This window comes from Streptomyces sp. NPDC032745 (genome assembly GCF_055579465.1).
The window spans coordinates 1-14,828 of record NZ_JBVING010000023.1 but is presented as its reverse complement, the minus strand read 5'-3'; the positions used below and the strand labels follow the sequence as shown (position 1 = coordinate 14,828).

Below are 14,828 nucleotides of genomic sequence, written 5' to 3'. Positions count from 1 at the left end.
AATCCATCCTTACCAGAAGTCGGGCAGGCTGTAGCGGTAGGTATTGGTCTGATGCCAGTAGTGGTTGCCGTCGACCCACGCGGCCACGCCCCGCAGGAAGCGCAGCACGCTCGGGACGGGGCAGGCGGCTGCCAGGTCGGCGGCCGCGGCCTCGAACGCGTGCATGAGGTCGTTGTGGACCTCGACCGCCTTCAGATAGGCATCGCGGACGGAGCAGCCCTCGCGTTCGGCGATCACCACGGGCAGGTTGAGGTGCCGGCCGGGGCTGGCGAGTTCCTTGGTGTAGGAGTACAGGTCGTTGACGATGGTGGTCGCGTTCGCGGCGAGCGCGATGACCCGTTGCATGGCGGGCTGGGCATGCAGGTCTGCCGGCAGTTCGTAGCCGCCGACGGTGTCGGTGATGGTGGGGCAGGGGCGGAAGTTGTTGAACTGGCGCATCGACAGGTACTCCCACACCTCCGGGACGTAGTCCGTCTCGGCCCAGGCGGCCTCGGCGAGATACCCCAGGTGCAGACGGGCCATGTCGTGCCGGAACCGGTCGGCCTGGGAGGCGGTGGCCTCCTGGGCGAAGTACTCCATGGCCGACCGGTAGGCGCGCCGCGGGGCGTCGGAGTGGAGCGACTGCGCCCACTCCGGCTGGTACTCCGCCGTGGTGTGGAGGGGGTCGAGGGCGGTGTGCGCCAGCAGCAGGCGTCCGCCGAGGCCGACGGGCGAGCCCCCGTGGTCCTCGCAGTAGCAGTCGTCGACGACGTTCTCGGCGACCATCAGGCGCGTGGCGAGCATCAGGTGGCCGACCGTGGGCGCGTCCGGATGACAGGCGACCATGTAGCGGCCCACGGAGAAGCCGTCGAACTGGTCCTCCCACTCCGGGGGGTACAGCTCGACCTCGTCCACCGCCCACGCCTTGATCCTTCGGCTGAGCTCCTCGACCCGTACGGGGTCGGGTTCCGGCACCGGGTGGTAGTAGAGACCCGGGATCGGACGGCCCGCCGCCGCCGGGGGCTCCTCCTCGGGCGCGGGCGGCTCCTCGCGCCGGGCCAGGGACAGCCCCGCCGCGCCCAGACCGCTGGGGCCGCGCAGGATCCGCTCCAGGGCGGGGCCCGGCGCGCCGACGGGGGCCGAGGGCTGGGCGGGCGGGGCGAAGAGGGCAGGCCGGACGCAGCCGACGGCTTCGATGCCGCGGCCGTGACCGTGGGCCCCGAAGCGGGCCGCGGCTGCAGGGAGACTCGACTGCAGAGGGGAAGGCCCGGGATCGGGCATCCGTAACTCCTTGGTGAGGTGGTTGGGCTGTCCCGGATCCCGGGCATGCCCGGCCGGCCCGGGATGGCCCGGGCCGTGGCCGGCGTGGCTGTCGTGGCCGCCATGGCGGCCGTGAAGTGGCCGTGAAGTGGCCGTGGGTCGTGGCCGTGGGGCAGGTCCTCTAGTCGTGCCTGCGGGCGATCTGCACGTTCTCCAGCACGCCGAGCGCGTCGGGCACCAGGACTGCGGCGGAGTAGTAGGTGGAGACCAGGTAGGAGATGATCGACCTCTCGTCGATGCCCATGAAGCGCACCGACAGGCCCGGCTCGTACTCCTCCGGCAGACCGGTCTGGCGCAGGCCGATGACGCCCTGGTTGTCCTCTCCGGTTCGCATCACCAGGATCGAGCTGGTGTTCTCCTTGCTGATCGGGATCTTGTTGCAGGGCAGGATCGGGACCCCGCGCCAGGCCGGGACCTGCTGTCCGCCGAGGTCGACGTGGTCCGGGTAGAGTCCGCGGGCGTTGAACTCACGCCCGATCGCCGCGATGGCCTTGGGGTGGGCGAGGAAGAGCTTGGACCCGCGGCGGCGGCAGAGCAGCTCGTCGAGGTCGTCCGGGGTGGGCGGGCCGGAGTGGGTCTGGATCCGCTGCTTGAAGTCGGCGTTGTGGAGGAGGCCGAACTCCCGGTTGTTGACCAGCTCGTGCTCCTGGCGCTCGCGCAGCGCCTCGATGGTGAGCCTGAGCTGCTCCTCCGTCTGGTTCATCGGCTCGTTGTAGAGGTCGGCGACCCTCGTGTGCACCCGCAGTACCGTCTGGGCGATGGAGAGTTCGTACTCGCGCGGGTGCGGCTCGTAGTCGACGAACGTGCCGGGCAGCTCGGGTTCGCCGGTGTGGCCGGCGGACATCGCGATCTCGGCCTCGCCGTGCTTGTTCTGCCGCTGGTGCGGGAGCGAGCCGAACCGCTCGACGTGGGCCTGGAGGTGCGGCGCCGTGGACAGGACGGCGGCGAAGTCCGAGCGGGAGAGGGTGAGCAGCGTGCCAGCCGTGGCGGCGGTGGCGGTGTAGTCCCAGCCCCCGGCACCGTCCAGCAGGGCGTGCTCGCCGAACCGGTCGCCGTCGGCGAGCACGGCGACGGCGACCTCGTCACCGTACTTGCCGACGGAGGTCTGGTCGACCCGGCCGTGGGCGATCAGGTGGATGTCGTTCGCGGGGGTGCCGCGCTCGACCAGCACCTCACCGGCGCGGAAGTCACGCTGGACGCAGCGGCCGGCGAGCGCGGTCAGCACGTCCATGTCGTCGAAGCCGCGCAGCATGGCGAGTTCGCCGAGCTCGCGGGGGATCACCCGGACCTGGGCACCGTCCTGGACGAAGTCGATGCGCCCGTCGCCGACGGTGTAGGTCAGCCGCCGGTTCACCCGGTACGTGCCGCCCTTGGTCTCCACCCAGGGGAGCATCTTCAGCAGCCAGCGGGAGGTGATCTCCTGCATCTGCGGGGCGGACTTGGTCGTGGTGGCAAGGTTACGGGCGGCCGCCGTGCCCAGGCTGGTCTGCGGAGGCTCAAGCTGCGCCTCCGGGCTGGTGTCCACGGTCATCGGGCAGGCTCTCCTTCGTAAGGGCGGTGAACGGCATGCGGGCACACGTCACCGGTGAAAGAAGAAAAAGAGGGCGAAAATCCGGGCATTCCATCCGGATCCGGGAGCACACTAACCGTCGGAGCGGCACATCAGCTCAGGAAGCCGCTGCCATTACCTCGATGCGGTGATCTTGCGGCAGGGCGTTTACGGCCCGCTTCGGCGAGGTTCGAACCCGGTCGAACACCCGCCCGTCGGGGGCAACCTGACGGATCGTCACCGATCGACGAGGAACATGGCCGCGTCGTCGGCCAGGCGATCCCGGGTGTGGCGGAGCAGCCCCCGGTGCAGTTGGTCCAGGAACTCCTGGGGACCGCTGCCGGGCATCGCGTTCACCGCCTCCATCGCCTCGGGCAGGGCGAAGAATTCGTTGCCGCCGTTGCGGGCTTCGATGACGCCGTCGGTGTACAGGAGCAGACGGTCTCCGGGTGCGAACGAATAGCGGTCCGCCCTGCCGGGGGGACCGGTGATGAACTCCGCCAGTCCGAGCGGCGGCAGCGGGCAGCTGGGCATCAGGGCGCCGGCCGTTCCGTCACGCAGGAGCAGCGGAGGCGGATGACCGCGGTTGACGACCTCGACGACGGGCCCGTCCGGCACCTGGGCCACCAGCGCGGTGACGAAACCCTCCAGGAGTACGTCCGGGTCGATCACGCCCGGCACGGCATCGCGCAGCAGTGCCGCCTCGCAGCGGTGAATGACTCCCACCAGCTCGTCCTCGTAGTGCACGGCCTCCCGGAACGCGCCGAGCACGGCGGCTGCCGCCCGTACGGCCGGCAGCCCCTTGCCCCGAACGTCACCGACGATCACGCGGACCCCGTACTTCGTCTGTACGGCCTCGTACAGGTCGCCTCCGATCTGTGCCCCCGTCTCGGCCGCGAGGTACATGCCGGCCACGCGTACGGGGCCCAGCCGGGCCGGGACGGGCCGCAGGACGGCCTCCTGCGCCGCGACGGCGATCCGGCGGACCTGGTCGAGCTCGCCCTCCCGCCGCCTGCGGACGGTGCTGCTCGTCGCGAGGCTCGCCAGCGACACCAGGAACAGGGCCAGGAAGTTCGTGTAGACCTGCTGACTGCCCCACGCCCCGTTGTAGGTGGCGGTGGTCACGCTCACCGCCACGGCCAGCGCCACCGCCGCAAGGGTGCCCTTGGGACCCATCGCCACCGCGGCCAGCGCCGGCGTCGCGACCAGGAGGGGTCCGGTGTAGAGGACGTGAGCCGGTGTGAATTCGATGATCAGCACCGAGAGCGCGATCACGAAGGGCAGACACTCCGCGAGTACGAAAAGGACCTGGTGACGACCGCCCGCTCCCGGTCGAGGAGGTGAGCGGAAGGGCATCCGCATGGATCCAGCGTGCCCCGTCGAAGCTGCTTGTCGCCACCTTTCGCCCGTGCGGGGCCTCTCAGGCGTAGGGACCGGGGCCGCCGGGCATGTGATGCGGTGCGGGCGTCGGGGCGCTCGTCCCCCGGTCCCGCCCCAGGGCGAGGGCCCCTCCGAGCCTTGGAGCGCTGAGTTCGGATGAGCAGCAGCCCCGCGGACGACCCGACGCCGCCGACACCCCCGCCGGCTCCTGCCGGCAGGGAGCCCGCAGTCTCCCGTCAGGAGTTCGACGCGATCTTCACCGCGGTGCGCACGTGGGGCCGCTGGGCCCAGGCCGACCGCGGCGCATGGAACCGGGTCACCCCGGACCACGTACGGCGGGCCGCCGCCCTGATCCGCTCCGGCACGGCGGTCCCGCTGGGTCTGCCCTGGGACACCCGGCCCGGACCGGACAACGGCAAGCCCGCGCTGCACTACATGTCCGATCTCGGTGACGTGGAGCCCGCGGAACCCGCCACGTACAAGGACTTCATCGGCGTCGACTACCACGGCAAGGCAGTGAGCCACCTGGACGCCCTGTCGCACGTCGCGTACGGCGGACGGCTCTACGACGGCCGCCCGGCACGCGAGGCCGTCGGCGCCGGAGGGGCGCGCTTCGGCTCGGTGGCGGCGCTCGGCCCCCTCGTCACCAAGGGGGTACTCCTCGACCTGCCGGCCGTCCTCGGGGTCGACTGGCTGGAGCCCGGGCATGCGGTCCACGCGCGGGACGTCGCCGCTGCGGAGCGGGCACTGGGAGTGACGATCGACGGCGGCTGCGCGGTGCTGCTGCGGTCCGGCCGCTTCCGGCGCCGCCGGGAACTCGGTCCCTGGGACTCGGACGCCGCGAGCGCGGGTCTGCACGTGGACGCCGTGCCCCTGCTGGCCGAGCGCGCCATCGCCCTGCTCGGCGGCGACGGGGACAGTGACCTGCGGCCCTCGCCGGTCGAGGGCGTCCACTCCCCCGTCCACGCCCTCGCCGTGGCGGCCATGGGGGTGCCGCTGCTGGACAACCTGGACCTCGAGGCGCTCTCCGCCGCCTGCGCCGAGGCGGGGCGGTACGAGTTCATGATCGTCGTGACGCCGCTGAACGTGCCGGGCGGGACCGGCTCGCCCGTCAATCCGGTCGGGATCCTCTGATTCGAATGATCCTAATGATCCTAATAAACCGGGAGGAATATACTCGAAAGACGCTTACTCGGGGCAAGTGCTCCGGTACGGCCGAGGCCGAGGGCCCGGTAAGGAGAAGTGATGCATATGGGGGTCACGGGAGACGAGATCGGCCCCGCACGCTCCCGTGAGCGTTTCCTGCTGGGCGAGCCGGTCGCGAGCGGGGTACGCAGCCCGATCCTGAACTCCTGGCTGCGCTGCCAGTCCCTGGGACTGTCACCGGACCAGACCGAACTTCCCTACCGGGACGATTTCGATCCGGACAGCCGGCTGGTCCGTGCGGCCGCGCCCGTGCTCGACCAGCTGGCATCCCGTTTCACGGGCAGCCAGATGAACGTCTCCCTCGCCGACGGGAACGGAACGGTGCTGCAGCGCCGCTTCGGGGAGCCCGCCCTTGCCCATGACCTCCCGCCCATCCAGAGCGTCCCCGGCTTCGTCTTCGCCGAGCGGTTCGCGGGGACCAACGGCATCGGTCTCGCGCTCGCCGAGCGGCGGCTCGTCCAGGTCTTCGGGGCCGAGCACTTCGCCGAGCGCTCCCAGGCGAACGCCTGCTCCGCCACCCCGATCCGCGACCAGCTGAGCGGACACGTCGTCGGCGTCCTGTGCTTCGGGTACCCGCACAGCTACGAGGACCCGGCACTGCCGACCCTGGTCCGCCGGGCGGCCGAGACCATCGAGCGGCGGCTGATGGAGCAGCATTCGGAGCGCGAGCGCGCACTGCTGCGGACGTACCTCGACGCCAGCCACCTCGCCCGGACCGGCTCGGCCGCCGGGAACGGGCATCTGATCGGACTGGACGAGCTCGGCGACAGCGGGCTGGACCGGAGCGATCAGATGATCCTCAAGGAGAAGGCCACCGAGCTCATCTCCTCGACCCAGCGCGCAGCCGTAGAGGTGTCCCTGCCCCACGGGCGCGGCGTCACCCTCATGAGCAGCCCGCTCGTCAGCCGCTCCGGGGTGGAGGGCGTCGTGGTCGAGGCCGTGCTCAGCGGGGAGGCGGCGCCGGTGCACCACCTCTCCCTCCTGCCCCGCACCGGACCGCCCTCCGGTCCGCCGCCCGGCCCCCTCGCGCCTCCCGCCGCTCCGGCCGCCGTCGGCCACACCCGCGGCAAGGTCAGAGGACTGGTGCTGGTCGGCGAGCCGGAAGTGGGGAAGTACGCCGTCGCGGCACGCCGTCGCCTGGAGCTGCTGGCCGAGGCCAGCACCCGCATCGGCACCACGCTGGACGTGGCCCGCACCGCCTGGGAGCTTGCCGAGACGGCCGTTCCGCGCCTGGCCGACTACGTCACCATCGATGTGCCCGAGGCCGTGCTGCGTGGCGAGGAGTCCGCCGATCCCCGGACCGAGCTGCACCGCACGGTGGTCCACGGCATACGCGAGGACTGCCCCTTCTACCCCGTCGGGCAGCGCGTGGAGCTGCGCGCGGGCACTCCCCACGTGCGGTGTCTGGAGAGCGGGCAGGCGGTACTGGAGGCCGACCTGAGGCACGGCATCGGCTGGATCGACCAGGAACCCGAGCACGCTCGGCGGATCTTCGCCCACAACGTGCACTCCCTCGTCTGCGTCCCCCTGCTCGCCCGCGGCGTCCTGCTGGGGGTCGCCAGCTTCTACCGCTCGGAGGACCCCGCCCCCTTCGGGGACGACGACAGCTGGCTCGCCCAGGAACTCGCGGCCCGCGCCGCGCTCTGCATCGACAACGCCCGCCGCTACACCCGTGAGCACACCCTGGCCCTGGCCCTGCAGCAGAGCCTGCTCCCGCACGGCGTTCCCGAGCAGGGCGCCGTCGAGGTCGCGCACCGCTACCTGCCCGCCGAATCCGGGGTGGGCGGCGACTGGTTCGACGTCATCCCGCTCTCCGGCACCCGGGTCGCGATGCTCGTCGGAGACGTCGTGGGCCACGGCCTGCACGCCGCCGCCACCATGGGCCGGCTGCGTACCGCCGCCCGCAATTTCGCCGAACTGGAACTCGCCCCGGACGAGCTCCTCACCCACCTGGACAACCTCCTGGTGCGGCTGGACCGGGAGGAGGGCGGCGAGAACGACTCCGGCAGTACCGGCATCGTCGGTGCCACCTGCCTCTACGCCGTCTACGACCCCACGACGCGGCAGTGCACCATGGCCCGCGCCGGCCACCCCCCGCCCGCCCTGGTCCACCCCGGCGGCGTCGTGACGTTCCCCGACCTGCCCGCCGGACCGCCGCTGGGCCTGGGCGGTCTGCCCTTCGAGACGGCCGAGATCCAGCTCCCCGAGGGAAGCACGCTGGTCCTCTACACCGACGGGCTCATCGAGGACCGCCATCGCGATATCGATGTCGCCCTCGACCAGCTGAGCCGTGTCCTGTCCCACCCGGACCGCACGCCGGAGGACACCTGCCAGGCGGTCATCGACGCCGTTGCGCCCGACCACCCCGCGGACGACATCGCCCTGCTCGTCGCCCGTACCCGGACCGTGCCCGCCGACCGGATCGCCACGTGGGAGGTGGCCGCGGACCCGGCCCGCGTCTCGGGCATCCGCGCCGCCGCCACCCGCCAGCTGGCCGACTGGGGGCTGGACGAGCTCGCGTTCGCCGCCGAGCTGATGCTCAGCGAGCTGGTCACCAACGCGGTCCGCTACGGCACCGAGCCCATCCAGGTACGTCTGGTCCACGACCGCACCCTGATCTGCGAGGTCGCCGACGGCAGCAGCACCGCCCCGCACCTGCGGCGGGCGGCCACGACGGAGGAGGGCGGACGCGGCCTGTTCCTCGTCGCGCAGCTCGCCCACGCCTGGGGCACCCGCTACACCACCCACGGCAAGGTCATCTGGGCCGAATGCGCCCTGGAAGCGGCCTGATCGTCACCCCTCGGTCCTCCCGGTACTCGACCATCGGAGGCACAGAAAGCGGCATATCGCCCATATGGCGATAGTCACCAGTAGCATCACCGATGTCCCTCAGCGATGTCCCTCTGCGATGTCCTCATCGCTTCAGGAACCACCTCCCCAGGCGGCCCCGGAGAAGTCCGTGCATGACACTCCCGTCACCTCGACGAGCCCGCCCTCGCGCTCCGGCGGAGAACCCCTCGTCCGCATACGCGGTCTCGGCAAACGGTTCGGCGGCACCGTCGCCCTGGACGGGGTCGGCCTCGACGTCCACGGCGGCAGCGTCCTCGCCCTCCTCGGCCCCAACGGCGCCGGAAAGTCCACCCTCATCAAGGTGCTCGCCGGGGTCCTCCGTGCCGACGCGGGCGAAGTGACCGTCGCCGGGCACCCGCTCGGCTCCGACGCGGCCCGCCGCACCATGTCCTTCATCCACCAGGACCTCGGCCTGGTCGAGTGGATGACCGTCGCCGAGAACATCGCCCTGGGGACGGGATACGCCCGCCGCGGCGGCCTGATCTCCTGGCGCGGGACCCGGAGGAACTGCGCCGAGGCCCTGCGGATCGTCGCCGGACACCTGGACGCCGACGCCCGCATCGCCGACCTCGCCCCCGCCGAACGCTCACTGGTCGCGATCGCCCGCGCCCTGGCCAGGCAGGCGGAGCTGTTCGTCCTGGACGAGCCGACCGCCACCCTCCCCGCCGCGGACTGCGCCCGCCTCTTCGAAGTACTGCACGCCCTGCGCGACCGGGGGCACGGCATCCTCTATGTCAGCCACCGCCTCGACGAGGTGTACGAGGTCGCCGATGCGTTCGCCGTCCTGCGCGACGGACGGCTCGTCAGCCACGGCCCCCTCGCCCCGTACAGCCCCGTGCGTCTGGTGCACGACATCGTGGGCCCCGAACCGGCCGGCGGACCACCCCCCGCAGCCGCCCCCGGGTTCCCTTCCGCCCCTGCTCCCCGCTCCGCGCCCGTCCGCCCGCCCGTACTGCGCCTCGACGGCGTGACGACGGAACGCACCGACCCGGTCAGTCTGGAGCTGCGCGAAGGCGAGATCCTCGCCGTGGTGGGGCTGACCGGGGCCGGCCACATGCACCTGGGCCGCGCCCTCGCCGGCGCACTGCCGCTCCTCGGCGGCCGGGCACTGCTCGACGGCCGTCCGTACCACCCGCGCTCGGTCGCCGCCGCCCTCCGCGCCGGGGTCGGTTTCGTCGCCGGGAACCGGCAGGAGGAGGGCTGCGCCGCGGAACTGACGGTACGGGAGAACTTCCTGGCCAATCCCCGGGCAGCCGGGGTACCGGCGTGGCACTGGATCGCCCCGCGGCGCGAGCGCGCCGAGGCCGCCGCCCTGATCGAGCGGTTCCACGTACTCCCCCGCGACAGCGAGGTGCCGATCGCCACCCTGTCCGGCGGCAACCAGCAGAAGGTGATGGTCGGCCGCCGGCTCCGCGGGAAGCTGCGCCTGCTGATCCTCGAGGAGCCGACGGCCGGCGTGGACGTCGGCGCCAAGGCCTCGATCCACCGGCTCCTCGACGAGGCGCTGGCCGCCGGCCTGGCGGTCCTGCTCATCTCCACCGATTTCGAGGAGGTCGCCGACGTGTGCCACCGCGCGCTCGTGTTCGGGCGCGGGAGCGTGGTGGCCGAGCTGGCGGGTGAGACCCTGAGCGTCACCGAACTCACCCGCACCGCCTCGGCCCTGCCCGCGATCACCGGAAGCGCGGGGAGCCGGTGAGCCCCGCACCCTCCTCGGCGTCGCGCCGATCCCCGTCGAGGCGTCTGCACGGGCACTTCATCGGCACGTACGGACTCCTGGTCCTCACCGTCCTGCTCTTCCTCGTCTTCTCCCTCGTCCTGCCCGACACCTTCCCCACGCGGGACAACGTCGCCTCGATCCTCTCCAACCAGTCGATCCCGGCCGTGCTGGCGCTCGGCGCGACGATCCCCATCGCGAGCGGCAAGTTCGACCTGTCCATCGGCTACGGCCTGGGCCTGGCGCACGTCCTGGTGCTGTACCTCATCGTCGACGCGGGCTGGCCCTGGCCGCTCGCCTGCCTCACGGTGGTCCTCGGGGGGACCCTGGCCGGCGCCGTGAACGGTGTCGTCGTCGAGTTCGGCCGCATCGACTCCTTCATCGCCACGCTCGGCACCGGCAGCATGATGTACGCCGTCACCGGCTGGATCACCGACGGGAGCCGGATCGTCCCCGGCCCCGACGGCCTTCCGGCCGCCTTCACCGGCCTCTACGACTCCCGGTTCCTCGGCCTGCCGCTACCCGCCTTCTACGTACTCGGCCTCGTCGTCGTCCTCTGGCTGGTGCTCGAGCGGCTGCCGTTCGGCCGGTACCTGTACGTCATCGGCTCCAATCCCCGCGCCGCCGAGATCATCGGCATTCCCACGCACCGGTACTGCGTCTACGCCTTCGCCGCTTCGAGCACGGTCGTCGGCTTCGCCGGTGTGCTGCTCGCCGCGCAGCAGCAGATCGGCAACCCCAGTGTCGGCCTGGACTACCTGCTGCCCGCGTTCGTCGGCGTCCTGCTCGGCTCCACCACGATCAAGCCGGGCCGGGCCAACGCCCTGGGCACGCTGGTGGCCGTGACCGTACTCGCCGTCGGCCTCGCCGGGATCGGCCAGCTCGGCGCCGACTTCTGGGCCACCCCGCTGTTCAACGGCAGCACTCTGCTCATCGCGGTCGGGCTGGCCGGCTACTCGGCCCGCCGGCGGCTGCGCGCCGACGCCACGGCCACCGGCCCGCCCCCCGCGAAACGACCGGCCGCGGCGGCGGGCGACGCCGACGGGGGCGCCCGCTGAACCTCCCGGAGAACACCTCGCAGCGCACACCAGCTCAGGAGCACCGTGTACCCGAACCGCAAGACCGCCCTCGCGGCCGCCGTCCTGCTGGCAACGGCCGCCACCGCCGCCACCGGCTGCGAGAGCGGCTCGTCGAACGCCACCGGCCCTTCCCCGGCCGCCGGTTGCCCGGCCGTCCTCCAGGAAGCGAAGGCGGCCGTGCAGCGGGCCGAGAGCAAGGACACCTCGTGGAACGGCCCCACCACCGGGCCCGCGGCGGTCCCCGGCAAGACCATCGTCTACGTCGCGCAGACCATGACCAACCCCGGCGTCGCCGGAGTCGCGAAGGGCGTCAGGGAAGCCGCGCAGGCCATCGGCTGGGATGTCAGGGTGATCGACGGGGAGGGCACCCCGGCCGGCATCCAGGCGGCACTCAGCCAGGCCGTCACCCTCAAGCCCTCGGGCATCGTCATCGGCGGCTTCGATCCCCGCCTGACCTCACAGCAGGTGGCGCGGGCCGAGGAGGCGGGGATCCCGCTCATCGGCTGGCATGCGGTCAGCTCCCCCGGCCCGAGCACGAGTCCCAAGCTCTTCACCAACATCACCACGAAGGTGGAGGAGGTGGCGAAGGCCAGTGCGGACTGGGTCATCGCCCAGTCCGACGGCGACGCCGGGGTCGTCGTGTTCACGGACGACTCGATCCCGTTCGCCGGTACGAAGTCCCAGCTGATCGAGCGGCGGCTCGCCGCCTGCCCCGGCGTGAAGCTCCTGGCGCACGCGAACATCCCGATCCCGGACGCGAGCCGGCGCACCCCCCAGGAGGTCTCCTCGCTGCTGTCCCGCTTCCCGAAGGACTGGACGCACTCCGTCGCCATCAACGACCTGTACTTCGACGATGCCGCCCCGGCCTTCCGCGCCACGGGCAGGCCCGGCGCCGGGCCGCCCTTCAACATCGGCGCCGGCGACGGCGACCCCTCCGCGTTCCGGCGCATCAACAACAAGCAGTTCCAGTCCGCGACCGTCCCGGAACCGCTCTCGCAGCAGGGCTGGCAGATCGTCGACGAGTTCAACCGAGCCTTCGCCCGACAACCCGCCAGCGGCTACGTGGCTCCCGTCCACATCGCCACGGCGGCGAACAGCAGCGGGGCCACCTCCTGGAACCCCCAGGGCTACCAGGCGGCGTACGAGAAGATCTGGCGCGGCTGACCGGGGCCTCCGGTGGCCGCCAGACCTCGTACGATGTGGCCCGGGCGGGGTCGTAGCGCAGAGGTCGTCGCGCGCGGTCTCCAAAACCGCGAGGACGCCGGTTCGATTCCGGCCGGCTCCGCCTAGGCCACTGTCGTGCGACGACCTCGTGCTGGTTCCGGCCGGTGGCTGTGCGCATCGTCGCGGTATGCCCGCCACGGTCTGCCCGGCCCGCGTCAGCGGACGGGCGTCGAGAGGCTACTCGGACGACATCGGTCCTCTGCGGTGTTCCAGCCAGCGTCGACTCAGGTCCGTCCAGACTTCCTGGTACTCCAGGTACATCGGGTGGAGCCCGTCGTGTGTGAGGTCGTCGACGGCGGTCGTTGCCAGGAAGTGTTCGAGGTCGTCTGCGAGACGCTGAAACCGGTACTGCGTCTCTTCCATGAGAACCCAGCGCGATCTCCAGTTGAAGAACGGCTCGACAGCCGCCAGCAGGGTCCCCAGCGCCACGAGCGCGAAGGCGAAACCCGCCCATACATTGAGGTTCTGCAGCCCGAGGATCACTGTGGACGCCGCGGACAGCGTGAGTGTCAGCATCTTGATCACCGACGAGGACCGGCGGAAGCGCCTCTTCTTCCCGTGGGCGTACTCGTTGCCCTGCCGGATCTTGTCGAGCAGGCGGCCGGCGGCTTCCGCCGGCGTCAGGCCTATCTCCGCCGGACCGTTCCGTGCCATCCCGCCCCCACCACTGCTCGCCGACGGTCCCACCGGAGTGTCCCCGCTGTCAGCCCAGAGTGTAGATGCAGCGCTGCTCGCCGATGCGGCGGTCACGGGCCTGCGTTTCCCTCGAAGTCGCCCAGGTCGATCAGACTCACTCGTAGTAGGTGTCGTAGCCCATGAGGTCGCCGTACGCCTCGTCTTCACGTGCCCGGCCGGGTCTGCCGAACGCGGCCAAGAGTTCCTCGTACGTCGTCAGGTGGGCGAAGTGGGACAGATGCGGGCCGTAGATCGCGAAGCCGACGACCGTCCCGGCGCGAACCTTGTAGGTGGGCTCGTCGGCGCCGTGCGCGGACCCGGTAAAAGGCGGCCGACCGGCCTGCAATGATCGTGGACATAACAACGGGCCGAAGGAGAAGAAGCAAATGATCAGTCGCTGGATCGTCCGTGCAATACCCGCACTCGCGCTGGCCGGGCTGCTGCTGAGTGGGCAGGCGGAGGCTCAGGCCGCGCCGGTGACGGCTCGACCGGTCGCGGCTGCTGTGGCGCAGCTTCCGGCCCAGGGTGCACCGGCCCAAGCGGCGTCCGTGCAGGGCCGGCACTCGGCAGCCGGCTCCGCCAGCCTCGTCGACGGCGACAAGAAGGGCGACAAGAAGAAGGACAAGAAGGGCAAGAAGAAGAGCTTCTTCAAGAAGCTGGGCACCGCCGCTCTTGTCGGCACCGTGCTCCTCGTTCTGCTCGTCATCGCCGTGATCGTCTTCGCCGTCCGGCGGCGCCGCAGGAAGGCGTGACCGCTCCTTCGCGGGGGCTTGCGACGCACGTGGCGATCGCTCCGTGTCGGGTGCACATACGCCCGCGCGGGTTGGTGGACCTACGGGGGCAAGGCGGAGGGCCGGTCTTGATGTCGTACCCGGCCGGTGCCGTGGTGGTGGTGTCCGGACTGCCCGGCAGCGGCAAGAGCACCCTGCTCCGCCGTTGGTCACGCGTGGCGCCCGCCGTCGACCCCCGGGCCTCGCACGTCGCCTGCGAGGCAGTGATGCCCGCGTGGCTGCCGTACGCGGTGTACCGGCCGTGGGCTCGGCTCAGGCACTTCCGGTTGGTTTGCGCCGAAGTCCGCTCCGGGGGGCCGCTGCTGGTCCATGACTGCGGCAGCCGGACCTGGATGCGGCGGTGGCTGTCCTGGCTGGCAGGGCTCCGTGGCGGTGAGCTGCACGTTGTCCTGTTGGACGTCGGAGCGGCCGAGGCCCTGGCCGGGCAGGAGGCGCGGGCTCGATGGGCCTCGGCCGGGTGTTCGAGCGACATCGGCAGGGTTTGGGCCGACTGCTCGGGACACTGTGCCTGCACGGCTCGGCTGCGGTGCGGGAGGCGGTCTCGGTGGTGCTGCTCGACCGGGTTTCACGGGAACGCATGGCAGCGGTGGAATTCAGCCCCGCCCGTGCGTCTGATGCCGTCGCCACGCCCTCCCCGTCGTGCGGAGTCGATCACGCGGGCACAGCGATCGACTGCTTTCGGAGCGTGACATTCGGGTGTTTCGCGGGTGACCCGCCCCACGGGGCCCAGGTCACACACGAACCGGGATAGTAGGCCCTCACGGTTCCGCGGATCCCCGTTCCCCCGCTTGGCACCTGCGCGGACACCCACGGCGCCCAGCAGGGTGGCACGCCCCCGGCTGCGAGGACCGCTAGTAGGAGGCGTCGTTGCCAGGGGATCCGGGGGTCGGTAGAACTGGATGAGTCGCCGGGCGGCACGGGTGCTTCACCCGCCGCCGACGAACCCCTCTCCTCTGCGTGAGTGGCTCACGCATGTCCTCGACATGCGGCGACCGCCCTTGTCCCCTGCGGAAGGTTCATCCGTGTCCAACGCTGTCATCCGTCGCATCGCCGCCTCCAAG

At 71.5% G+C, this 14,828-nt stretch carries 11 protein-coding genes and 1 tRNA gene; 7 read left to right on the top strand and 5 right to left on the bottom strand.

Annotated features, from left to right (window positions below; genetic code table 11):
* Window positions 1-9 precede the first annotated feature (9 nt).
* The 3 genes from ACZ5WG_RS38035 to ACZ5WG_RS38025 all read right to left on the bottom strand — a co-directional run bounded on the left by ACZ5WG_RS38035 (window position 10) and on the right by ACZ5WG_RS38025 (window position 4,210).
* On the bottom strand, window positions 10-1,260 hold the full coding sequence (locus ACZ5WG_RS38035) for a family 2 encapsulin nanocompartment cargo protein terpene cyclase (RefSeq protein ID WP_468729226.1): 1,251 nt from the start codon (window positions 1,258-1,260) through the stop codon (window positions 10-12).
* A gap of 160 nt (window positions 1,261-1,420) precedes the next feature.
* Window positions 1,421-2,830: a family 2B encapsulin nanocompartment shell protein gene (locus ACZ5WG_RS38030; protein WP_468729225.1), complete on the bottom strand. Its 1,410-nt coding sequence runs from the start codon at window positions 2,828-2,830 to the stop codon at window positions 1,421-1,423.
* Between the two features lie 255 nt (window positions 2,831-3,085).
* Window positions 3,086-4,210, bottom strand: a complete 1,125-nt coding sequence (locus tag ACZ5WG_RS38025) for a PP2C family protein-serine/threonine phosphatase (RefSeq protein ID WP_468729224.1) — start codon at window positions 4,208-4,210, stop codon at window positions 3,086-3,088.
* Window positions 4,211-4,384: 174 nt separating this feature from the next.
* Here ACZ5WG_RS38025 and ACZ5WG_RS38020 point away from each other — a divergent pair, with 174 nt between their 5' ends.
* The 6 genes from ACZ5WG_RS38020 (at window position 4,385) to ACZ5WG_RS37995 (ending at window position 12,362) form a co-directional block, all read left to right on the top strand.
* Window positions 4,385-5,362 (top strand): cyclase family protein, encoded by a 978-nt coding sequence (locus ACZ5WG_RS38020; RefSeq protein ID WP_468729223.1) that lies wholly within the window; start codon window positions 4,385-4,387, stop codon window positions 5,360-5,362.
* Between the two features lie 117 nt (window positions 5,363-5,479).
* A complete protein-coding gene (locus ACZ5WG_RS38015) occupies window positions 5,480-8,224 on the top strand; it encodes a SpoIIE family protein phosphatase (protein ID WP_468729222.1) in 2,745 nt (914 codons plus the stop codon).
* Between the two features lie 169 nt (window positions 8,225-8,393).
* Window positions 8,394-9,980, top strand: a complete 1,587-nt coding sequence (locus ACZ5WG_RS38010; protein WP_468729221.1) for a sugar ABC transporter ATP-binding protein — start codon at window positions 8,394-8,396, stop codon at window positions 9,978-9,980.
* The gene (locus ACZ5WG_RS38005; protein WP_468729220.1) at window positions 9,977-11,056 is read left to right on the top strand and encodes an ABC transporter permease; all 1,080 of its coding nucleotides are present in this window, start codon (window positions 9,977-9,979) and stop codon (window positions 11,054-11,056) included. The genes ACZ5WG_RS38010 and ACZ5WG_RS38005 overlap by 4 nt, the downstream gene beginning before the upstream one ends.
* A 45-nt stretch (window positions 11,057-11,101) precedes the next feature.
* Window positions 11,102-12,241: a substrate-binding domain-containing protein gene (locus ACZ5WG_RS38000; RefSeq protein ID WP_468729219.1), complete on the top strand. Its 1,140-nt coding sequence runs from the start codon at window positions 11,102-11,104 to the stop codon at window positions 12,239-12,241.
* A gap of 46 nt (window positions 12,242-12,287) precedes the next feature.
* Window positions 12,288-12,362 (top strand) — tRNA-Trp (locus ACZ5WG_RS37995).
* A gap of 116 nt (window positions 12,363-12,478) precedes the next feature.
* Here the strand turns inward: ACZ5WG_RS37995 and ACZ5WG_RS37990 are convergent.
* Together ACZ5WG_RS37990 and ACZ5WG_RS37985 are read right to left on the bottom strand one after the other, a co-directional pair.
* On the bottom strand, window positions 12,479-13,051 hold the full coding sequence (locus ACZ5WG_RS37990; RefSeq protein WP_468729218.1) for a DUF4231 domain-containing protein: 573 nt from the start codon (window positions 13,049-13,051) through the stop codon (window positions 12,479-12,481).
* 40 nt (window positions 13,052-13,091) lie between these two features.
* Window positions 13,092-13,322: a hypothetical protein gene (locus ACZ5WG_RS37985; RefSeq protein WP_468729217.1), complete on the bottom strand. Its 231-nt coding sequence runs from the start codon at window positions 13,320-13,322 to the stop codon at window positions 13,092-13,094.
* Between the two features lie 40 nt (window positions 13,323-13,362).
* Here ACZ5WG_RS37985 and ACZ5WG_RS37980 point away from each other — a divergent pair, with 40 nt between their 5' ends.
* Entirely contained in the window at window positions 13,363-13,728 is a 366-nt protein-coding gene (locus ACZ5WG_RS37980; RefSeq protein WP_468729216.1) for a hypothetical protein, read from the top strand.
* Window positions 13,729-14,828: the final 1,100 nt, after the last annotated feature.